This is a genomic window from Flavobacterium sp. (genome assembly GCF_036741995.1).
In the GTDB taxonomy this organism is placed as follows: domain Bacteria; phylum Bacteroidota; class Bacteroidia; order Flavobacteriales; family Flavobacteriaceae; genus Flavobacterium.
Genome location: NZ_DAINRG010000001.1, coordinates 162,763 through 184,827 on the forward strand (window position 1 = coordinate 162,763; position 22,065 = coordinate 184,827).

Here is a 22,065-nt window from a genome sequence, read left to right on the forward strand (position 1 = left end):
ACTCGAAAGCAATAACACCACTTAACTAATTTTAAAGCATCAACAAACTAAAATTTATAGCTAATGCCACTGTAAACTCCAAAAAGGTAAGGTTTGAAGTTACCGGCATTATCGCTAAATGTATTCAATTGATATTTGACGGTTGGTTCTACATTGAATTCAAAAGATTTCCAAAAACCATATTTTATGCCTAAACCTAAGTTGGTGCTGAAATGCACCTCATTGAGGTTGTTTGCTTTTCCTAAATCAGTACTCATGCTGTTAGAGATGACAGAAATGCTGTTTTCATTGAGGAAGAAGGTGCTTATTCCGCTGATGATTTTAAAGCCAAAACGTTTGTTTATGACGGCATAACTCAATTCCAAAGGCACTTCGTAATAGCCAAATTTCTGATTGATATACCCTTTGTTTTTGTGTACAAAGGCATTTTCAAAAGGCAATAAACCGGCATTTTCGGTAGTTGCATTTTCGATTCTAATGGCTTTACCATTGGCTGATGGGCTGATATTGGCAATCCCCGGATTTTCTAAATCGGCAAAGAAAACAATGCCATTGGTATTATAATCTACCGCCATTTTATTAATTCCGGCACGAAGGGATAATTTATCATTTAAGGCATAGCTCACGCCTACACCAAAACTTACGGTTGTTTTATACTCCTTGGTATTGTCTTCAAACATGGGGTCAATCGGGGAACCATTAGTAACAGAACCTAAGAAAACAGGGGCAACATTTGAGGTGATTTGCCATCTGTTTTCTTTAGATTGCTGTTTTTCTTTGCTTTCTTTTTCATTAAGCAATTCTTCCAACGCATTCGTAGCAACACTGGCAATTTTGGTAGTGTCGTTAACTTTCTTTTCTGTTGTTACAATTTTTGAGTCTGCATTAGGTGCCCCTTTTAAATCATCAAGATTTATAGTTTTGGTGTTTTGTGATAGATTTTTATTGTTTGAAGTGCTGTTGTTGTTTTCGGTAGAAACAAGTTTATTTTCCGGAACGGAGTTGTTCGTTTTTTTATGGTTTTCAGCTACTGGATTTGTTCTTTCTTCCAAAAGAGTTCCGGTTGCCGGGATGCTGTTTTTATCAGCATTCCGTTTGTTTTTCAAAGAGCGATGAGAAGCAGTTTTATTTTCGACTACAGCTTTTCGGAAGGAATTTACATTGACTGTATTTTTGTTTTTCCCTTCAGAAATGCTACTTTTTTCGACAGTAGCGGATTTGTTAATTACTGTAACTGCCTTTTGGGAAGCATTCGAAACAGGTAGCGTATTTTTCAATGGGTCTCCCGATGTAATAATATTGGTTGCTTTTGCTGGCTGGACTGAATTGGCATCAATCACAATAGCATTTTTGGGCACTATGCTAGATTGGAAACTCGATTTGGCAATCCAAAATCCAATCAGGAGTACAGCCGCAACCCCGGAGAATTTCCACCAAAAAGGGATAACCCTTCTTTTTTTCTTTTCATCGAGCTTTGTTTCAATATTGACCCAAATATCTTCCGAGGGATCCACCTCGAAATCTTTGAATTTTTCCTGAAAAAGCCTTTCTATATTTTTTCTTTCACTCATTTTGCAGAAGGAAAAGTTTTGTTTTCGTTGTTTTTATAGTGTTCAATTTTTTCTTTTAAAATCATTTTGGCTCTAGCCAAATTTGACTTTGAGGTTCCAATGTTAATGGAAAGCATTTCCGCAATTTCCTGATGCGAAAAACCGTCTAAAACATAGAGATTGAATACCAATCTATAGCGGTCCGGTAATTCCTGAATAATCTTTAACAGATACTCCAAGGAGATATTCTCATCATCCAGTTCAATTTCATAATCCGCTTCTACCTCCTCATTGACCAAACTTAAAAAGGTTTGGTTTCGGTATTGTTGTAAAACATTGTTAATCATGATTCGTTTCAGCCAACCATCAAACGAGCCTTTAAACGAAAACTGGTCTATTTTATTAAATATGATTAAAAACCCATCTTGTAAATTGTCTTGTGCCTCAGTATAATTGCGCGAATATTTTAAGCATACAGCAAACAGTTTTGTGGAGTATAACCGGTACAACTGTTCTTGTGCTTTTCTATTGTTGTTTTTGCAATCATTTATGAGTTGTTTTAAATCCAATTTTCAAAAATTGATTGTTATTAATTCACGGGCACTTCATATTGTAAAAAAATGTCATTCCCGGTATCGTCTTTTCCTTGATAAAATTTAAAAATATAGGAACCGTTACTGGTTACATAAAAGTTAAAAGTGTATTCATCAACGGCATCGGCACCACTTAAACTCTGACAGTCATTGCTTTGAAGTACAGCACTTTCAACAGCAATGGTTCTGATATTCAAATTTTTTTCATAATACAGATTGTTGAAATGGTAACAAGTAGTGGGTCTGTTAAATCGTACTGTTATAGGATAAGTTTGACCCAATGTAAACTCTGCAGGAATGTCCACACTTTCAATAGGTAAAAATTCTAATTGGTAACGCGGCCCACTATCCTCGGTGTTACAGGAATTGAAAATAAAAAACAACGCTAAAAGAGGGATTATTTTTTTCATAATGGTAATCTATTTACTGTTAGATGTTTTTTTGAGCGTATGGTTGCGTTAAGGTAATAAAAAAACCCGAAAATTTTCGGGTTTTAAGTGTTAAGCATTGTTCTCTTTGATGAGTTCTTTTATTTTTTGTTCCAATTCATCGGCCAATTCCGGATTGTCTTTGATTAAGACTTTCACAGCATCTCTTCCCTGTCCTAATTTGGTATCGCCATAACTAAACCAGGAACCTGCTTTTTTGATGATTTCAAATTCAACGGCTAAGTCAAGAATTTCCCCTGTTTTTGAAACACCTTCTCCATACATGATGTCGAATTCGGCAGTTTTAAATGGCGGCGCTACTTTGTTTTTCACCACTTTTACTTTGGTTCGGTTTCCAATAACATTTTCGCCATCTTTAATTTGTGACGAACGACGGATATCCAAACGAACCGAAGCATAGAATTTCAAAGCATTTCCTCCGGTTGTTGTTTCCGGATTTCCAAACATCACACCGATTTTTTCTCTCAACTGGTTGATGAAGAAAACCGTACAGTTGGTTTTGCTGATGGTTCCGGTTAGTTTTCTTAAGGCCTGCGACATCAAACGAGCGTGCAATCCCATTTTAGAATCTCCCATTTCGCCTTCAATTTCACTTTTTGGGGTTAAGGCTGCTACCGAGTCAATAACCACAATGTCAATAGCGCCTGAACGGATTAGGTTTTCGGCAATTTCTAATGCTTGCTCCCCGTTATCCGGTTGCGAGATAATTAAGTTTTCAATATCTACACCCAATTTCTCCGCATAGTTTCTGTCAAACGCATGCTCTGCATCAATGAAAGCAGCAATACCTCCCGCTTTTTGAGCTTCGGCGATGGCGTGCAATGTTAAAGTAGTTTTACCGGATGATTCCGGGCCGTATATTTCGATAACTCTTCCTTTTGGATAACCGTTTACCCCTAAGGCTAAATCTAAACCAAGCGAGCCCGAAGGAATAACTTCTACTTCTTCTACAGCTTTATCGCCCATTTTCATTACGGTTCCTTTGCCGTAGGCTTTGTCTAATTTATCTAGGGTTAATTGTAATGCTTTTAATTTTGCTTCTTTTTCTGAACTCATTTTTAAAAAATTTAGTGGCATAAAAATAATGCTTTTTTCGATGGTATAGGATACAAATTATAGGAGTTTTGAACAAATTATAGTAACGGTCAGGATATTGATATAACACCTTTAAAGGTAAGTAGGTTTGATGGCAAAGAGGTATAGAAAAAGTGTATGTTTTGTTAAATTTTTGATGTGTTTTTTATCCCAGTTTTATATTTCATCCCTTGATTTTTGCTTATTTTTGCTCTCTATTTTTACGTTATGGAAAAACTTATCTCGTATCCCATTTCAATTATATATTACCTGTGTTTCGGATTGACATTGGTCATTTTTCATCCTATTCAGTGGGTTTGCTTCAATGTTTTTGGCTATCAGGCACACAAAAAAAGTGTGGATTATCTCAATTTTTGCCTGACCAAATGCACCAATATTTTAGGTACAACCTATACGTTTGAAAACCGGGAACTAATTCCGGATGGTGCTCCGATTATCTTTGTGGCCAATCACCAGAGTTTATATGATATTGTTGGTATTATTTGGTATTTACGCCGATTTCACGCCAAATTTGTCAGCAAAAAAGAATTAGGAAAAGGCATTCCCAGTGTCTCTTATAACTTGAGACATGGTGGTTCCATTCTTATTGACAGAAAAGATCCAAAACAAGCCATCCCACTAATAAAAGGAATGTCTGAATACATAGAAAAGCATAAACGATCAGCTGTAATTTTTCCGGAAGGCACCAGAAGCAAAGACGGGAAACCCAAAGAATTTGCCCAAAGTGGTTTAAAAATCTTATGTAAATACGCCCCATCTGCTTATGTTGTGCCAATTACCATTAATAATTCGTGGAAAATGGTTAAATTTGGAGCCTTTCCCATGGGTTTAGGAAATCGTTTGCAATTCATAATTCACGAACCATTGGCTGTAAAAGCGTTTTCGTTTGAAGAATTGATGGAGAAAACAGAGCAAGCGATTGTGCAATCAATTAAAAAGTAAAAAAATGCCACAAAAAAATATAAGACTAGAAGTCATGCAGTTTCTGGAAAAAAAGGTTGACGGTTTTGTCGATCAGTTTTTGATTCCGGTAGAACAAATATGGCAACCCTCAGACTTTTTACCCAATTCAGAAAACGAAAATTTCTTTGAAGAAGTAAGAGAGCTGAGAGAAATTGCCAAAGATTTACCGTATGATTTTTGGGTGGTTTTAGTAGGAGACACCATAACCGAAGAAGCTTTACCAACCTACGAATCCTGGTTAATGGATGTAGAGGGGATTGACAATGTAGAAAGAAATGGGTGGTCTAAATGGGTGCGTCAATGGACGGGCGAAGAAAACCGTCATGGCGATTTATTGAATAAATACTTATACTTATCAGGGCGTGTGAACATGCGCGAAGTTGAAATGACGACACAACATTTGATAACCGATGGGTTTGATATCGGAACGGGCCGTGATCCGTACAAGAATTTTGTGTATACCAGTTTTCAGGAATTGGCGACTTATATTTCACACAATCGGGTGTCGCAAATTGCCAAACAGTATGGCGATAAAAAACTATCGAAAATGTGTAAAATGATTGCGGGAGACGAAATGCGTCACCATCATGCATACAGCGAATTCGTAAATCAGATTTTTAAAGTGGATCCGAGTCAGATGATGATGGCTTTTCACGATATGATGAAAAACAAAATCGTTATGCCTGCCGTTTTCTTAAGAGAATCCGGAGAAAAAATAAGCACTGCTTTTGAGGAGTTTTCCAATTCGGCTCAAAAAATAGGCGTTTATACCGCTGCCGATTATGTAGATATTATGCAGAAACTGATTGAAAAATGGGAAATCGATAAGATTGGCAACCTTACCGCCGAAGCTGAAAAAGCGCGTGACTATTTGATGAAATTACCAGCCCGTATGGCTAAAGTTTCCGAGAGATTGGTATTGCCCGAGGAAACAAAAATCTTCAAGTGGGTTGAACCCGCACTAGCTAGATAATAAAATCAAAATCCTTTCCCAAAGAAAGGATTTTTTAAATTCAAAAACAGATGTCAGCAATAGATAACACTATATTATTTGTAAAGCAACAACTCGAAAACGCCGAAGGAGGTCACGATTGGTTTCACATAGAACGCGTGTATAAAAATGCATTACTCATTGCACAAGGTGAGGAATGTGATTTGACCGTTGTCAAACTAGGCGCTTTGCTGCATGATATTGCGGACAGCAAATTTCACGATGGCGATGAAAGTGTTGGTCCCAAAACGGCACGCGCTTTTTTAGAAAAAGAAAAGGTTGAGGAGCCAACGATTGTTCATGTGATAAACATCATCGAAAACATTTCATTTAAAGGCGGCAATTTTGAAAAGAAGTTCCATTCCAAAGAATTGGAAATCGTTCAGGATGCTGATAGATTGGATGCTCTTGGCGCTATAGGAATAGCAAGAACATTTAACTATGGAGGCTTTAAAAACCGACCGTTGTACAATCCGGCTATTTCCCCAAATCTTACTATGAGTAAAGAAGAATACAAGAATTCTGAGTCGCCAACGCTGAATCATTTTTATGAAAAACTATTGTTGCTAAAGGATAAAATGAATACCGAAACCGGCAAGAAAATAGCTCTGGAACGACATCAGTATATGGAAAATTTCCTCTCGCGGTTTTATGCCGAATGGGATGGAGAGAAATAAAAAAGAGAACCTATAGGTTCTCTTTTTTGTTGTTATAAAGTTACTTTCAGCAATTGTTTTTTCTTTCCCTTTCGGCCAATGAAGAAAACAGAGTTGTCGGATAAGACTCCGTTAGATACCATAAACGGCACTTCGTTGTCTTTATCATCCAGAATTTCCTGGTAATCAAAATCACCGTTTTGTTTGATTCTGATAATGTTTAAATTGGAATGCTTAGTGCTGGTTTGCCCAAATTGAATTCGGTCATTGCTCAGTTTTTTCACTTTCTCCCCGGTATTAATAAAGAAGTAAGCATCGCCACCTTTTGCTGTTGAGGTATAAGAGATATACGAATCATCGCCACCAGTAGCCTGACGTTTGTTAATATTTCTTGCCCAAACAATGTCTCCGGCAGTGCTTATTCTGGCACTCACGATGTCATCATAATGATAAGTCGTTGTGGTGTAACTTCCTTGTGGCGTCGAAACATAATTGGTTATGATGTAAAATTCTTCTGCATTGAAAACAATTTCATTGTTAGCGGTTACAATGATTCTTCTGAACGACAGGTTTTTTAATTCTTTGTCTTTGTCTTTTCCGTATTTGTCAATCATGAATTGCTCTGTAAACGGATTGAATTTTGATTTTCGGATGTCAAGAGTCACCGGATCCAATTCGAAATAGCTGATGCCTTTGAAGCGACTGTCATTTCTATCGGAATAAAATCCAATACAGGTTAATCTATCCGTGAAAACGATTGTTTTTAAGGAGGCTGCGAAATGCTCATCAGTGTCAAAAACCTGTGTTTTCTCGCTGTCTTTTGTAATTCGGGTTAATTCATATTGGTATTTTCCGCCTTCTTTTTTCTTCTTTTTCTCATCGGTATATACTTTTCCTAATAAATACAAAGCACTTCCGTCTTTGGATACATCAATGTTTTCGTATCGGAACTTTCTGTCTTTGATGTCGCGTTTGAATACGTGCTCAAATTTTTGATTCAGTTTGTTGTCATACAAAAATATTTTGTGGGTTTCGGTTGTTTTGTCTTTGATGTCAATGGTAATGGCAAAGGCTGTTTTGTCTTCATTAATAATCATAGAAGCGCCGGAATCCCCATCAAATCCACTGAAAGAACTGAAGAAACTGAACTGTTTTATTTCGTCGCTACTCAATCGGAATAATTCTTTTTTGGTAAAATTAAAATCGGCAATATTAGCCGTTATAGCCGAACAGATATAAGCTTTTTGATCTCTGTTATAAAGAAAATCAACGATGTTTATATTTTGTCCGTTCATGATTAATCCCAAAACCGAACTTTGTCTTTCAACATCGGAATACTTCATCGAATAGTCGTATTCTTTGATGAGTTTTAAACTGGCATCATAGTGCTCAAAATAATACCCAACTCCCGAAGAAAACATACCGCCTTGGTAGGAGCGAATAATGATTACACCGCCATTGCCGTCATTTTCGGCTAAAACAATAGTGGAATGTTTGTATTCATCTTTAAATACATCACTTTTTTGGATGTTGAACGGAATGTCTTGGGCAAAGGACTGCCAGGAAAGCATAGTGAATACTATGCCCAGTAGAATTTTTTTCATTTGATTTTGGTTGTTTTTTATTGTTGAGCCGAATATAGGAAAACTTTTAAAAGAGAAGAAAATTATTTTCCTTTAAAATCGGCTTTTCTTTTTTCCAAAAAAGCAGTGGTTCCTTCTTTAAAATCTTCGGTGCCAAAGCATTTGCCAAAGTTTCTGATTTCGGTTTCATAGCCGTTTACGCCGTCTTTGAAGTTGGCATTGATGGCTTTTATGGCTTTGCCAATGGCCACAGGAGAATTTTTCATAATGCGTTGCGCCAATGATTTTGTAAAAGATAAAAGTTCAGTTTGCGGCACTACGTGATTTACCAATCCGGCTCTGAAAGCTTCTTCGGCACTAATCATTCCGGCAGTCATAATCATTTCCATAGCACGCCCTTTGCCTATGAGTTGTGGTAAGCGTTGTGTTCCGCCATAGCCGGGGATGATGCCAAGCGAGACTTCTGGCAAACCCATTTTGGCATTATCGGAAGCAATTCGGAAATGACAGGCCATGGCCAATTCTAATCCGCCACCAAGGGCAAACCCATTAACGGCAGCTATTACTGGTGTTTTTAAGTTTTCGACAAAGTCAAATAATAACTCATGTCCCTGAGCTGCCATTTGTGCGCCTTCTTCTATTGAAAAATGAGCAAATTCCGAAATATCGGCACCGGCCACAAAAGCTTTTTCACCTTCACCAGTAACGATGATGGCTCTGATGGCTTCATTAGCATCAAGACTTTCCAAAGCGTTATGTAATTCCTGAATAGTAGCTACATTCAGCGCATTCAGTTTTGAAGGACGATTGATAGTGATTTGTCCAATGCCGTTGTCAACAGCAACGAGTATGTTTTCGAAGTTCATAATGAGTAGTTTTATTTAACAATAGGAAGCGACACAATAAAAGTGGAGCCTTTTCCCAGTTCTGTTTCAAAAGTAATAGTTCCTTTGTAATTTTCGATAATGTTTTTGATAATTCCTAATCCCAATCCCATACCGCTGGTTTTGGTGGTAAATTTAGGTTCAAAAACATGTTCGGTATGTTCGGGTTCAATGCCAATACCGTTGTCTTTTACCGAGATGATTACATTGTCTTCAATTTCCTGTACGGAAACTAAAATCGATTTTTCTTCCTGTTCTTCCGGAATGGATTGGATGGCATTTTTGACTAAATTGGTAATGATTCGAATCAATTGGGTTCGGTCAAGTTTGGTAATAACGTATTCTTTATTGCTTTCAAAAACGATAAAATCTTCATTGAAAATATCCAACGCCAATTCCACCACCTGCACCACATTGAGCGTTTCATTTTGTTGTGCGGGCATCGATGCAAAGTTAGAAAAGGCCGAAGCCACTGCGCTCATCGTGTCAATTTGCTGAATCAGTGTTTTGGAATAATCGTTCAGTTTTTGTTTCAATTCGGGATCATTGGCATCAAATTTTCGCTGGAAACTTTGTACCGTCAAACGCATGGGTGTCAGCGGATTTTTGATTTCGTGAGCCACTTGTTTCGCCATTTCGCGCCAAGCCTGTTCTCTTTCTCCTTGTGCTAATTTCGCCGCACTCTCTTCCAATTTATCCACCATACCATTGTACGCTTTAATCAGCAAATTGATTTCTTTACTGTTGGCTTCAATAACGATTTTTTCGTTTTTTTGATTCAGACTCGTTTCGTTGATTTTATCCGAAATGGTTTTTAAGGATTTGGTAATATACGTCGAAAGGAAATACGCTAAGGCAAAGGCCACAATCAACATAAAAGAATACACTTGACTCAACCGCAATAAAAACTGCTGCAATTCATTTTCATAAAAGCCATCGTCTTCTACATAGGGAATATTCAGAATGCCTAGCGGTTTGAACTTATCATCTTTGATTTGACTATAGGAAGAACGGTTTTTAACACCGTTTACATTTTTAATGTCAATGTATCTTTTTTCAACGGAAGACTCCACCAAATTGATAACATATTTCGGAATGGGCGGGGCTACTTTATCTACTGAGAAGGTGGCTTTGGAAGATTTCAGCAATTTCCCGTTTAGCGAATAAATGTTAATGTCCACGTTGTGAATGTCGGCCAATTCGTGAATTTTATCTTTGAAAATCAAAGGCAAATTGGCTTGGGTTAGCGGATAGGTTGTGGTGGAAAGCACATAGTTGATGTGTTCTTTTATGGCATTCTCTTTCCGATCTAAGCGCTCTTGGTGGTATTCTTTGGCTTCGTTTTTAAACTGAATAATCGAAATGGAAGCCATCAAAACGGATGCAATCACAATCAATATAATCATCGACAGGAAAATCCTGATTCGGAGTGACAGCATTGACATTTTGAAACCGTTGAGCATAGTGTTCCGTGTTCCGTCGCAGTGTTCCGTGGCAGTATTCAGATATTTTTCTGTAAACCGAGACGGAGACTGAGAACTATTTTCTTTCTCTTATTCGTTTGTAAAATTTAAAGCCGAGCATTATCAAAACGGAAAATAAAACGATTCCGATTACGCCATAAATCCAGTTGAAAGCATTTTTTAAAATTACTAAAAAAACCACTGCAAACAGGATAATTGTCGCTCCTTCATTCCACAATCGCATGAAATTTGATGTGTATTTGAATTCGTCGTTTTGCAACTGCCTATAAATTTGATGACACTTTACATGGTATAAATACAAAACAAAAACAAAGCCAAGTTTGACATGCATCCAGGGCATTTGCAACCAAGCCGGCATTAAACACAAAAGCCACACCGCAAAAATTGTTGCCAAAACCGCACTCGGCCAGGTGATGATGTACCACAAACGATAGGTCATGATTTTGTATTGTTTTTGCAGAATTTCTTTCTCTGGCGAAGGTTTGTCATTGGCTTCAATTTGGTACACAAACAAGCGCACAATATAGAATAAGCCCGCAAACCAGGTGATGACAAAGATGAGATGTAATGATTTTATGTAGTTATAGAATTCCATAAAAATTTATTTAGCCCAATCCTTAATCCAATTCGCAACGACTTGACACCATTCGTCTTCATCGTTCAAACACGGCACTGCAAAAAAATCCTCGCCGCCATGTTCTTTGAAGTCTTCGTTGGCACGCATGGCTATTTCTTCCAAGGTTTCCAAACAATCTGAAACGAAAGCCGGGGTAACAACTGCCAATTTCTTAATTCCTTTTTCGGGCATGTTGTTGATTTCAACATCGGTATATGGCGTTAACCATTTGTCACCAGCCAAGCGCGATTGGAAGGTTTGGCTGTATTTGCCTTCAGGAATTCCCAATAATGCTACCACTTGTTTTGTAGTTTCATAACATTGATGGCGGTAACAAAATTCATGCGCAGGCGAAGCCGTTACACAACATTTACCATCAATGGTACAATGCGATTTGGTTACATCGGTTTTGCGGATATGCCGTTTCGGAATGCCGTGATACGAAAATAATAAATGGTCGTAGTCAATTCCTTCCAAATGTTTTTTAATCGAATTGGCTAAGGCTTTGATGAAATCGGGTTTGTTGTAAAAGGCAGGCACTTTGGTAATGATCATTTCGGGGAAATGCGACCTTTGCAATTCGTCTGCCAAAGCCCAAATCGTAGTCGTTGACGCCATGGCATATTGCGGATACAAAGCCAATAGCAGGACTTCAGTTACACCTTTATCTTTCAACTCCTGCAATCCTTTTTGAATGGTCATCGAGCCGTAACGCATCGCTAAAGCCACGGGAACATCCACTAGTTTCTCCACTTTTTGATGCATTTTTTTGGAAATCACTACTAAGGGAGAGCCTTCGGATGTCCATATTTTTTCATAAGCTTCGGCCGATTTTTTTGGTCGGGTTTGTAAAATAATACCGCGAACTAGCAAGGCCCGCAATAAAAATGGTACGTCAATCACGTATTTATCCATTAAAAATTCATCTAAATAAGGCTTTACATCTTTTGGGGTTGGGCTTTCGGGCGAACCGAGATTGACTAATAATACTCCTTTCATTTGGCAATTTTATTTTGGTGATACTCGCATATACGAGATTGATGTTATAGTGTATTTTGATTTATGGACATTAGATATTTTTTGGGTGTGGTGGCAAATTTCTTTTTGAACGCTGCAATAAAATGACTTCCGGTGCTGTAACCGATTTTCAATCCCACCTCATTCACATTATAGGAACCGGAATCTAACAACTGTCGGGCATAATCCATTTTATAATCGAAAAGAAAGCCATACACGGTGTCGCCATAAATCTGTTTGAAACCCATTTTTAGTTTTTTCAGATTCAAGCCGATTTCATCTGCCAATTCTTGTAAACCGGGTGGTTCCGTCATGTTGGCGATAATAATTTCTTTGGCTTTTTTGATTTTCATGACATTATCTTCATCAATAAGGAACGGACATTGCTCTGCATTTGGATCTTCATTTCGATTAAAATACAAACTTAATAATTCGTACCCTTTGCCTTTATAATACAAGTTTTTGATGGAAGGATTTAGCGTGTAATGAAACATCTGACTCAGCACAATCGCCATCGATGGACTGATATTTTCTTCTTTATAATATTTTTTATCGTTGTTTTCCGGACTCAAAAACGGAATATGATCCGACTGATTGGTAAACAAGGAATGGAACTTTTGGATGGAAATAATCACAGAAATTACCCAGGAATTAGGAGCCAATTCCAAATCCAAAGGCAATTCTTTTTGTGGGTTGTAAAATAACAATGACTTCTCTTCTTTCAAATCCAACGCATAATTTCCCTGATTGAAGACAAATTTAGCTTTGCCTTTAATGCCAAAGTGAAACTGGATAAGCCCTTGCTGGATGTGCTTTTTCACGTGAAAGTTTTCATTTTCATCGTTTTGAAAGCGAATGAGGGTGAAATCATTTTCAATTGTTATTATTTCCTGAGAACCCATAGCGATATTTTTTCGTATATGATTTTGAAAGCAAGTAAAATTATTATTTAGAATGAGTCTATATAAAGAATTTGTGAAGACTTGATTTCATTGCAAATTTATAATAAATAACGCTAAAAAGGTATTTGCTCAACAAAATATCTCACAGCGACACAAAAAGTCCCTACAGCGTTACTTTTATAAATTGTATAGTAATATTTTTGTTGAACTTTTTAAGGAAAGTAGTTTATGGAAAATTTTAATATGTCGAAACACACCTCTTTTTACGCCGTTGGATTAAGTTACAAAAAAGCAGATGCTGAAATCAGAGGAAAGTTCAGTTTGGATGCTAAAGCGAAAGCAACGTTGTTGATGCAAGCCGAAGCAGAAGGAATTGAAGCGTTAATCGTTACTTCAACCTGTAACCGAACCGAAATATATGGTTTCGCCAACCACCCTTACGAGTTAATCAAATTACTTTGCGAAAACAGCCAAGGCTCCGTTCCTGAATTTCAGGAAGTAGCTTACATCTATAAAAATCAGGAAGCCATCAACCATATGTTCCGGGTAGGAACCGGTCTAGACAGCCAGATTTTAGGCGATTTTGAAATCATTAGTCAAATCAAAATAGCCTTTGTTGAAAGCAAAGCCAATGGTTTAGTGAATTCATTCATGGAAAGATTGGTGAACTCCGTTATTCAGGCCAGCAAAAAAATCAAAACTGATACCGAGATTTCTTCCGGGGCTACTTCGGTTTCTTTTGCTTCCGTGCAATACATTATTAGAAACGTGGAAGACATTGCCAATAAAAACATCCTGCTTTTCGGCACCGGAAAAATTGGCAGAAACACTTGTGAAAACCTAGTTAAACATACCAAACACGAGCAAATTACGTTAATCAACCGCACCAAAGACAAAGCCGAAAAATTAGGCCAAAAATTGGATTTAGTAGTAAAAGATTACGCCGATTTGCAAGTAGAATTGCAAAAAGCAGATGTAGTGGTTGTCGCTACTGGGGCTCAAAACCCAACGATTGACAAAACGATTTTAAACTTGAAAAAACCATTGCTGATTTTAGATTTATCCATTCCGAAAAATGTAAACGAAAATGTGCAAGAGATAGAAGGAGTAACTCTGATTCACTTAGACCATCTTTCTCAAATCACAGATGAAACGTTGGAAAACCGTAAACTTCACATTCCGGCTGCGGAAGCTATTATTGAAGAAATCAAAGAAGAGTTTATGGCTTGGGCCAAAAACCGAAAATTTGCACCAACCATTCAGGCCTTAAAAGAAAAACTGAATTCCATTAAAGAAGGAGAGTTAAATGTGCAACGTAAAAAACTGTCCAATTTCGACGAAGAGCAAGCCGAATTAATCAGCAACCGCATCATCCAAAAAATCACCAATCACTTCGTAAACCATTTAAAAGATGGTGATTCTATGGACGAAGGTATCGAATGGATTGAAAAAGTATTCCAATTAGATCAGGAGAAATCATTCTTTTAGTGGTCGCCATTTTTGGCGACTTTCGCATAAAATAAATAAGCAACAAAGTGACTGAAAAAACCATACGTATAGGAACTCGCGACAGCGAACTCGCACTTTGGCAGGCCTACACCGTTCAAAAAAAACTCAACGATTTAGGGTATAAAACCGAAATTGTTGCCGTAAAATCGCAAGGCGATATCCTACTCGATAAACCTTTATACGAATTGGGTATCACCGGAATTTTCACCAAAACCTTAGACATCGCCATGATCAATGGGCAAGTGGATATTGCCGTACACTCGATGAAAGATGTGCCAACCGCTTTGCCAATTGGCATAGTACAAGCAGCCGTTTTAGAAAGAGCCAATGTGTTGGATATTTTGGTGCACAAAGGCAACCTCGATTTTCTAAACGAAACCGGAACGATTGCCACCGGAAGCTTGCGTCGTCAGGCGCAGTGGTTAAATAAATACCCAAATCATACCGTAGTTGATTTACGTGGCAACGTCAATACCCGCATGCAAAAGCTGCAGGATAATGATTGGAGCGGAGCTGTTTTTGCTGCCGCAGGATTGGAAAGAATCAATTTAAAACCGGAGACGTTTATCGATTTAGATTGGATGATTCCGGCACCGGCACAAGGCGCGATGGTAGTGGTAGCGATGGGGAATGACAATTTCACTATGGATGCTGTTTCCCAATTGAATGATATCGAAACCGAGATTTGCACCTATATAGAAAGACAATTTTTAAGAACCCTGGAAGGCGGTTGTACTGCGCCAATTGGCGCTTTAGCAAAATACAATGAGCAAGAAGATGTAATAGTATTTAAAGGAACTTTATTATCCTTAGACGGAAAGCAAAAACTGGAAGTTGATAAAGTGGTTCCGATAAAAGAGTGGAAAAAATTAGGGTTTCATGCCGCTCAGGAAATTCTTGAAAACGGCGGAAATCAAATCATGATTGAACTTAGGAAACAACTCAAACCGAATACCAACTAAGGATGGAAAATCAAATTCGCATAGTAGCAACCAAAAAGCTTTCGGACTCCCAAAAGCAAACCTTGTTGAAGGCGAATTTTTCTGTAGTTGACAATGATTTTATTGCCATTCAAAACAAAGATTTTAAAGTTGATAACATAAAGGAATACTTGATTTTTACCAGTAAAAACGCTGTAGAAAGTGTTCTCAATAATAGTAAAAGTAACGAAATTAAAACCAAAAAATGTTTCTCTGTGGGAAGCAAAACCAAAGCCATGTTAGAACAAAACGGTTTTGAAATCGAAGCTCATTCTGATTATGCGGCCGAGCTAGCCTCCATTATCTGTAACAATTATTTGAAAAACAGTTTCACTTTTTTCAGCGGAAATCTGCGTCGCGATATTTTACCCGATGCCATGACATTAGTTGAAATTAACTGGGAGGAAATCCAAGTTTATGAAACACATCTGACGCCACATAAAATTGATTTTGAACCGAACGGTGTGTTGTTTTTCAGTCCGTCAGGAGCCGAAAGTTATTTGCAGGAAAACCGAATTGAAGATGAAATTTGCTTTTGTATTGGCAACACCACAGCAGAAGCTTTGAAATACGCAACGCCCAATATTATCATCGCTAACCAACCCACGGTGGAAAGCACCATTATGAAATGTATAGAATATTTTAAAAATTAAAAATGATTAAAAACGACCTTTTTTTAAGAGCCTTAAATAACGAAACCGTAGAACGTCCGCCGGTTTGGATGATGCGTCAGGCAGGAAGATACTTGCCGGAATTTCGTGCTTTGCGCGACAAATACGATTTCTTTACTCGATGTGAAACCCCGGAATTGGCCGCAGAAATTACCGTGCAACCTATTAGAATTGTAAAACCGGATGCCGCGATTTTATTCTCAGACATTTTGGTAGTGCCAAGAGCCATGGGCATTCACGTGGAATTGAAAGACAATTTAGGACCAATCATTCCCGACCCAATCCGAACAATGGAGCAAGTGAATCAGGTTTTTGTACCGGATGTAAATGAAACCTTGGGTTACGTTTTTGACGCCATTAAATTGACCAAACAAATGCTGAACGATGAGGTGCCGTTAATAGGTTTCGCCGGCTCACCATGGACAATTTTTTGTTATGCCGTTGAAGGAAAAGGCTCGAAAAGTTTTGATACCGCCAAAGGATTTTGTTTTTCAAACCCGGTAGCCGCACATACTTTATTGCAAAAAATCACAGATACAACTATTCTATATTTAAAAGAAAAAGTAAAAGCCGGCTGTAGCGCCATCCAAATTTTTGATTCCTGGGGAGGCATGTTGTCGCCAGTAGATTATCAGGAATTCTCCTGGCCCTACATCAACCAAATTGTTGAAGCATTGGCGGAAGACACCAAAGTAATTGTGTTCGGAAAAGGATGCTGGTTTGCGCTTGGTGATATGGCGAAAAGTAAAGCCTCAGCACTTGGTGTAGATTGGACGTGTTCAGCTAGAAATGCCCGTTATTTATCAGGCGGAAAGATTACGCTACAAGGAAATTTTGACCCGTCAAGATTATTGTCGCCGATTCCAACCATTAAGAAAATGGTACACCAAATGATAGACGAATTTGGCAAAGACAACTATATCGTAAACCTGGGTCATGGCATTTTACCTAACATTCCGGTAGATCACGCCAAAGCATTTATTGAAGCGGTGAAAGAATACAAACAATAGCGGAGAAAGAGGGATTCGAACCCCCAGACCTACAATGAAAGACAAATTCTATAACTATATTTTACAACTTCAAGACCAAATTACTTCTGCCTTAGAAACAGTCGATGGCGTAGCAAAATTTCGTGAAGATATATGGGAACGTCCAGAAGGCGGTGGCGGAAGAACAAGAGTGATTGAAAACGGAAAAGTTTTCGAGAAAGGAGGCGTCAACATCTCTGCCGTTCACGGCAAATTGCCCGAAGCGATGCAAAAGATGTTCAATGTGGGCGAAGCCGATTTTTTTGCCTGTGGCTTGAGTTTGGTTATTCATCCCAAAAGTCCAATGGTGCCCACAGTGCATGCCAACTGGCGCTATTTTGAAATGTATGACGATAATGACAATGTAATCAATTCCTGGTTCGGTGGCGGACAGGATTTAACACCTTACTATTTGTTTGAAGAAGATGCAAAACATTTTCACCAAACCTGCAAAACCGCTTGCGATAAGCATAATCCGGAGTTTTATCCAAAGTATAAAAAACAATGCGATGCCTATTTTTGGAATGCTCACCGCAACGAAGCCCGTGGAATAGGAGGTTTATTCTTCGATTATTGCAAAGAAACAGAAGCCATGAAAATGGAAGATTGGTACCATTTCGTGACCGAAGTGGGCAACAGTTTCTGCGAAGCCTATGTTCCGATTGTGGAAAAAAGAAAGGCATTATCATACACAGCTGAACAAAAAACCTGGCAGGAAATCCGTCGCGGTCGCTATGTCGAATTCAATTTGGTACACGACAAAGGCACGCTATTCGGACTAAAAACCAACGGAAGAATCGAATCGATATTGATGAGTTTACCACCACATGTGCAATGGGTGTATGACCATCATCCGGAAGTTGGAAGTGAAGAAGAAAAGCTAATAAAAACATTGATGAATCCAGTAGATTGGATTTAATTTAAAAATAAAAATTATGTTCCCATTACAAAGAGGCAGAAGACTACGCGTGAACGAAAGCATTCGTTCCTTAGTCCGCGAAACGACTTTAAGTCCGAGCGATTTTATGTTCCCTATGTTCATTGCAGAAGGCGAAAACTATTCATTCGAAATCCCATCCATGCCGGGCATTTATCGTCGTTCGATTGATTTGACAGTGGAAGAAGTAAAAGAGATATTTGCTCTAGGTATCCGCGCCGTAAACATTTATGTAAAGGTTGATGAAAGTCTAAAAGACAATACAGGCAAAGAAGCTTGGAACTCTAACGGATTGATGCAACGAGCCATCAAAGCTATCAAAGCCGCTTGTCCGGAAATGATTGTCATGCCCGATGTAGCTTTAGACCCGTATTCTATTTACGGTCACGACGGGATCATTGAAAACGGTGATATTGCCAATGATGCTACCAATGAGGCACTGGTAAAAATGGCCGTTTCCCATGCGCAAGCCGGAGCCGATTTCGTAGCCCCAAGCGACATGATGGACGGACGCGTTTTGCGTTTGCGCCAAGGATTGGATGCTGCCGGATTTTCCAATGTGGGGATTATGAGTTATTCGGCCAAATATGCTTCGGCGTTTTATGGACCGTTCCGCGATGCTTTAGACAGTGCTCCGAGAGAAGCCGATGTAGTCGTTCCAAAAGACAAAAAAACATACCAAATGGATTATGCCAACCGCATCGAAGCCATCAAAGAAGCCTTAATGGATGTAGAAGAAGGCGCTGATATGGTCATGGTAAAACCCGGAATTGCTTATCTGGATATTGTTCGTGAAGTCAAAAACGCAGTGAATGTTCCTGTGACGGTTTTCCACGTGTCGGGCGAATATGCCATGATTAAAGCGGCTTCCGAAAGAGGTTGGCTCGACCACGACAAAATCATGATGGAGCAACTGATGTGTATTAAACGTGCTGGAGCGAGTTTAATTTCTACTTATTTTGCCAAAGAAGCTGCCATTTTACTGAACAAATAAGATGAAGAAAGTAGCATTCCTTTTAGCCATAACTTTTTTTATTTCTTGTAAAAAAGAAAGTCAGGAGGACTTCGGAAAAACAAAGGAGAAACCAACGACAAAAGTTTCCGGCAAAGAAATTTTTGAAGGTGCCGGCAACTGCATCGCATGTCATCAACCCAGTCAAAAAATAATTGGACCAAGTTTGCAGGAAATCGCCAAAATATACAAAACCAAAAACGGCAACATTGTGGCTTTCTTAAAAGAAGAGTCAGATCCATTGGTTGATCCATCGCAATACGATATTATGAAAACCAATTTCGCCATCACCAAAATGATGACCGATGAAGAACTACAAGCGTTACAAGATTATATCTATAGCTTTTCGAAATAATAATTTGCTACCTTTATCCAATGGAAACTGCATTCATTCAAACACCGCTCGGCGTGGCCAAAATTGTTGGCGATGACAACGGTATTGCTGTAATATCCATCTTGAGTGAAGGGGAAGTTTCCGCAACTATACCTCCCGTTTTACAGAAAGCCATTGCGCAACTGAATGATTATTTTGCCGGAAACCGCAATGATTTTGACTTCAAAATGAATCCTTCCGGAACCGATTTTCAACAACGCGTTTGGCAGGAATTGCTGAACATTCCGTTTGGCAAAACGATGTCCTATCTCGATTTATCCAAAAAACTGGGCGATGTCAAAGCCATTCGTGCCGTAGCTTCCGCTAATGGAAAAAACCCACTTTGGATAGTGGTTCCGTGTCACCGTGTAATTGGAACCGATGGTTCGCTGACCGGTTACGCTGGTGGACTTTGGCGCAAAAAATGGTTATTGGAACACGAAAACCCATCGCCACAACAATCACTTTTTTAAACTTTTTCTTTCATATTTAAAATCGATTTAGTACTTTTAAGTCGGTTAATTCTTAAATTAATTAATTATGATTGAAAAAATACACCTCAATAATATCCTTTTTCTCGACATTGAAACTGTTCCTGAAGAAGAAAACTTCAATGCTTTGGATAGCGATATGAAAGCGCTTTGGGAACAAAAAACACAGTACCAAAGACGTGACGAATTCACGCCCGAAGATTTCTACGACCGCGCCGGTATTTGGGCGGAGTTCGGTAAAATTATTTGTATTTCGGTGGGTTATTTTGTCAATAAAGGAGATATTCGAAACTTCAGAGTGACGTCGTTTTTTGGTGATGAGAAGAAAATTTTAAAAGATTTTTCCAATCTGCTCGACAATCATTTTAACCAAGCGCAACAGGTGTTGTGTGGTCATAATGCCAAGGAATTTGACATTCCGTTCATTGCAAGAAGAATGATCATCAACCAAATCGCCATTCCGAACAAACTCAATTTATTTGGCAAAAAACCATGGGAAATTCCACATCTTGATACGTTGGAGTTGTGGAAATTCGGTGACTATAAACATTTTACGTCTTTAAAATTACTGACCAAAATCCTCGGCATTCCCTCGCCAAAAGGTGATATCGATGGAAGTCAGGTAGCTCACGTTTTTTATGTAGAAAAAGACATTGACCGCATCGTGACTTATTGTGAAAAAGACGTCATTGCCGTGGCACAAATTTTCCTTCGCCTGCGCCGGGAAGATTTGCTGATTGACGATGAGATTATTCATGTTTAGCCCAAAATAATTTCGTTACAAAATCGAGAAATGTTACATTTACCAAAAATCAGTATATGGTATTAAGTAGATTTTGGCTCGCTATTTTTGTTTCTTCCATTGCCTTTGTGGTTGTTAGTTTAATCATCGGCAACACGTATACGGTAGATAATATTTTGAACGGAAAAAAAGATGATCCCATTTTGGTTTCCGAAAAATACCTAAATCAGGTTCCCAAGTTTGTGATGGACAGCATCAAAAAAGCGCCGGAACAAACCATGATCATCAACCGCGACACACTCAATGCTGACACCACTTATGTGTATAAAAGCAAGACTGTAAAAATCTACAGCGGTGTTCAAAAATCCGATGGTTTATTGCCCACTTGTAAAAACAGTTTGATGGATTTAATCCTTCCGCTGATTGCCTATCTGGCGTTTTTCTGTGGCTTAATGCAATTGCTGATTGACTCTGGAGCTTCCGAAAAATTGGCCAAAAAACTAAGCCCGGTCTTCTCCAAAATATTCCCTTCGATACCCAAAAACCACGAATCAATTTCCTATATGACGCTGAATTTTGCCGCTAACTTTTTAGGATTGGATTCCGCTGCGACGCCATTCGGACTGAAAGCGATGCAGAGTTTGCAGGAACTCAACCCCGAAAAAGACAGAGCCAGCGATGCCCAAATTATGTTCTTATGCTTACACGCTGCAGGTTTAACTTTGATTCCAACTTCTATCATTGGATACCGTGCCGCCGAAAATGCCAGCAACCCTGCCGATGTAATGTTACCTTGTATTATCACCTCATTTATAGGAACCATTGCCGCATTTTTAATTGTAGGTATTCGCCAAAAAATCAACTTCAAAAGCGCTTCTTTGGTGGTAGCTTTGATGACAATAATTGCAGCCATCACAGGATTATTGTTCTATATAAACCATTTGGATTTAATTGGCAAAAATGTGTTTACCTCTAACCTTTCCGGATTGATGTTGGTAGCGATTATTGCTTTTACACTGATATTTTCCTTCCTCCACGAGAAGAAATTTGTGGAAAAGAATACGACCATTTTCGATGCTTTTGTAACAGGAGCCAATAACGGTTTGCAAACCGGTGTTAAAATTTTCCCTTATGTGCTGGGGATGTTAGTGGCGATTTCCTTCTTCCGCAACAGTGGTTTGTTTGAAATCATCAGTGATGGTATTTCGTTTGTGTTTTCCCATATTGGCGTAAGCAAAGAAGTGACAGATTCGCTACCAGTTGCGATGTTAAGACCCTTTAGCTCTGGTGGGTCACGAGGATTTATGATTGACTCCATGCGAACTTTCGGGCCTGATTCTTTCACCGGAAGGCTGAGTTGTATTTTCCAGTGCAGCGCCGAAACTACGTTTTATGTGATTGCCGTTTACTTCGGAAGCATTAATGTGAAGAACACCCGCTATACTTTAGGCACGATGCTTTTGGTGGATTTGGTTTGTGTGATCACTGCCATTTTTGTGGCGAGTTGGTTTTTTTAACTAGATAGTAATTTTATAATTT

23 protein-coding genes are annotated in these 22,065 nt (G+C 38.6%); 13 read left to right on the top strand and 10 right to left on the bottom strand.

From position 1 onward, the window contains the following. Window positions 1-47: 47 nt before the first annotated feature. The 4 genes from V7D82_RS00795 to recA all read right to left on the bottom strand — a co-directional run bounded on the left by V7D82_RS00795 (window position 48) and on the right by recA (window position 3,648). Window positions 48-1,571, bottom strand: coding sequence for a hypothetical protein (locus V7D82_RS00795; protein ID WP_333599064.1), 1,524 nt, complete (start codon window positions 1,569-1,571; stop codon window positions 48-50). Continuing rightward, window positions 1,568-2,119: an RNA polymerase sigma factor gene (locus tag V7D82_RS00800; protein WP_333599065.1), complete on the bottom strand. Its 552-nt coding sequence runs from the start codon at window positions 2,117-2,119 to the stop codon at window positions 1,568-1,570. The genes V7D82_RS00795 and V7D82_RS00800 overlap by 4 nt, the downstream gene beginning before the upstream one ends. Before the next feature lie 20 nt (window positions 2,120-2,139). After that, window positions 2,140-2,553 carry a hypothetical protein gene (locus tag V7D82_RS00805; protein WP_333599066.1) on the bottom strand — a complete coding sequence of 138 codons (414 nt, stop codon included), beginning with the start codon at window positions 2,551-2,553 and terminating at the stop codon, window positions 2,140-2,142. Window positions 2,554-2,643: 90 nt separating this feature from the next. Beyond that, window positions 2,644-3,648, bottom strand: a complete 1,005-nt coding sequence (gene recA, locus V7D82_RS00810) for a recombinase RecA (protein WP_333599067.1) — start codon at window positions 3,646-3,648, stop codon at window positions 2,644-2,646. Window positions 3,649-3,894: 246 nt separating this feature from the next. Here recA and V7D82_RS00815 point away from each other — a divergent pair, with 246 nt between their 5' ends. The 3 genes from V7D82_RS00815 to V7D82_RS00825 are packed head-to-tail and all read left to right on the top strand — an operon-like array spanning window position 3,895 to window position 6,318. Next, complete coding sequence (locus V7D82_RS00815; protein WP_333599068.1) at window positions 3,895-4,629, top strand: lysophospholipid acyltransferase family protein; 735 nt, start codon at window positions 3,895-3,897, stop codon at window positions 4,627-4,629. A gap of 4 nt (window positions 4,630-4,633) precedes the next feature. Then, window positions 4,634-5,623, top strand: a complete 990-nt coding sequence (locus V7D82_RS00820; RefSeq protein WP_333599069.1) for an acyl-ACP desaturase — start codon at window positions 4,634-4,636, stop codon at window positions 5,621-5,623. A 50-nt stretch (window positions 5,624-5,673) separates the two neighbouring features. Beyond that, a complete protein-coding gene (locus V7D82_RS00825) occupies window positions 5,674-6,318 on the top strand; it encodes an HD domain-containing protein (protein WP_333599070.1) in 645 nt (214 codons plus the stop codon). A 32-nt stretch (window positions 6,319-6,350) separates the two neighbouring features. Here the strand turns inward: V7D82_RS00825 and V7D82_RS00830 are convergent, their stop codons facing one another. From V7D82_RS00830 to V7D82_RS00855, 6 genes are all read right to left on the bottom strand, one after another. Beyond that, entirely contained in the window at window positions 6,351-7,901 is a 1,551-nt protein-coding gene (locus V7D82_RS00830) for a hypothetical protein (protein WP_333599071.1), read from the bottom strand. 62 nt (window positions 7,902-7,963) lie between these two features. Further along, window positions 7,964-8,746 (bottom strand): enoyl-CoA hydratase/isomerase family protein, encoded by a 783-nt coding sequence (locus V7D82_RS00835; protein WP_333599072.1) that lies wholly within the window; start codon window positions 8,744-8,746, stop codon window positions 7,964-7,966. Between the two features lie 11 nt (window positions 8,747-8,757). Next, a complete protein-coding gene (locus V7D82_RS00840; RefSeq protein WP_442902374.1) occupies window positions 8,758-10,227 on the bottom strand; it encodes a sensor histidine kinase in 1,470 nt (489 codons plus the stop codon). Window positions 10,228-10,303: 76 nt separating this feature from the next. Beyond that, entirely contained in the window at window positions 10,304-10,843 is a 540-nt protein-coding gene (locus V7D82_RS00845) for a CopD family protein (RefSeq protein WP_333599073.1), read from the bottom strand. A 6-nt stretch (window positions 10,844-10,849) separates the two neighbouring features. After that, a complete protein-coding gene (gene hemH / locus V7D82_RS00850) occupies window positions 10,850-11,863 on the bottom strand; it encodes a ferrochelatase (protein WP_333599074.1) in 1,014 nt (337 codons plus the stop codon). Window positions 11,864-11,907: 44 nt separating this feature from the next. Further along, window positions 11,908-12,783, bottom strand: a complete 876-nt coding sequence (locus tag V7D82_RS00855; RefSeq protein WP_333599075.1) for a helix-turn-helix domain-containing protein — start codon at window positions 12,781-12,783, stop codon at window positions 11,908-11,910. 228 nt (window positions 12,784-13,011) lie between these two features. Between V7D82_RS00855 and hemA the strand changes: the two genes are divergently transcribed. The 10 genes from hemA (at window position 13,012) to V7D82_RS00905 (ending at window position 22,043) form a co-directional block, all read left to right on the top strand. Beyond that, window positions 13,012-14,271 carry a glutamyl-tRNA reductase gene (gene hemA, locus V7D82_RS00860; RefSeq protein WP_333599076.1) on the top strand — a complete coding sequence of 420 codons (1,260 nt, stop codon included), beginning with the start codon at window positions 13,012-13,014 and terminating at the stop codon, window positions 14,269-14,271. Window positions 14,272-14,318: 47 nt separating this feature from the next. After that, window positions 14,319-15,254, top strand: a complete 936-nt coding sequence (hemC, locus tag V7D82_RS00865; RefSeq protein ID WP_333599077.1) for a hydroxymethylbilane synthase — start codon at window positions 14,319-14,321, stop codon at window positions 15,252-15,254. A gap of 2 nt (window positions 15,255-15,256) precedes the next feature. Beyond that, on the top strand, window positions 15,257-15,925 hold the full coding sequence (locus tag V7D82_RS00870; protein ID WP_333599078.1) for a uroporphyrinogen-III synthase: 669 nt from the start codon (window positions 15,257-15,259) through the stop codon (window positions 15,923-15,925). Between the two features lie 2 nt (window positions 15,926-15,927). Next, a complete protein-coding gene (gene hemE / locus V7D82_RS00875; protein ID WP_333599079.1) occupies window positions 15,928-16,953 on the top strand; it encodes a uroporphyrinogen decarboxylase in 1,026 nt (341 codons plus the stop codon). Window positions 16,954-16,987: 34 nt separating this feature from the next. Next, the gene (gene hemF / locus V7D82_RS00880) at window positions 16,988-17,890 is read left to right on the top strand and encodes an oxygen-dependent coproporphyrinogen oxidase (protein WP_333599080.1); all 903 of its coding nucleotides are present in this window, start codon (window positions 16,988-16,990) and stop codon (window positions 17,888-17,890) included. 16 nt (window positions 17,891-17,906) lie between these two features. Next, window positions 17,907-18,902: a porphobilinogen synthase gene (hemB, locus tag V7D82_RS00885; protein WP_333599081.1), complete on the top strand. Its 996-nt coding sequence runs from the start codon at window positions 17,907-17,909 to the stop codon at window positions 18,900-18,902. A 1-nt stretch (window position 18,903) separates the two neighbouring features. Then, a complete protein-coding gene (locus V7D82_RS00890) occupies window positions 18,904-19,275 on the top strand; it encodes a c-type cytochrome (protein ID WP_333599082.1) in 372 nt (123 codons plus the stop codon). Window positions 19,276-19,295: 20 nt separating this feature from the next. Beyond that, entirely contained in the window at window positions 19,296-19,766 is a 471-nt protein-coding gene (locus V7D82_RS00895; protein ID WP_333599083.1) for a methylated-DNA--[protein]-cysteine S-methyltransferase, read from the top strand. Between the two features lie 67 nt (window positions 19,767-19,833). Continuing rightward, window positions 19,834-20,547: a 3'-5' exonuclease gene (locus tag V7D82_RS00900; RefSeq protein ID WP_333599084.1), complete on the top strand. Its 714-nt coding sequence runs from the start codon at window positions 19,834-19,836 to the stop codon at window positions 20,545-20,547. 56 nt (window positions 20,548-20,603) lie between these two features. Continuing rightward, complete coding sequence (locus V7D82_RS00905; RefSeq protein ID WP_333599085.1) at window positions 20,604-22,043, top strand: nucleoside recognition domain-containing protein; 1,440 nt, start codon at window positions 20,604-20,606, stop codon at window positions 22,041-22,043. Window positions 22,044-22,065 lie beyond the last annotated feature (22 nt).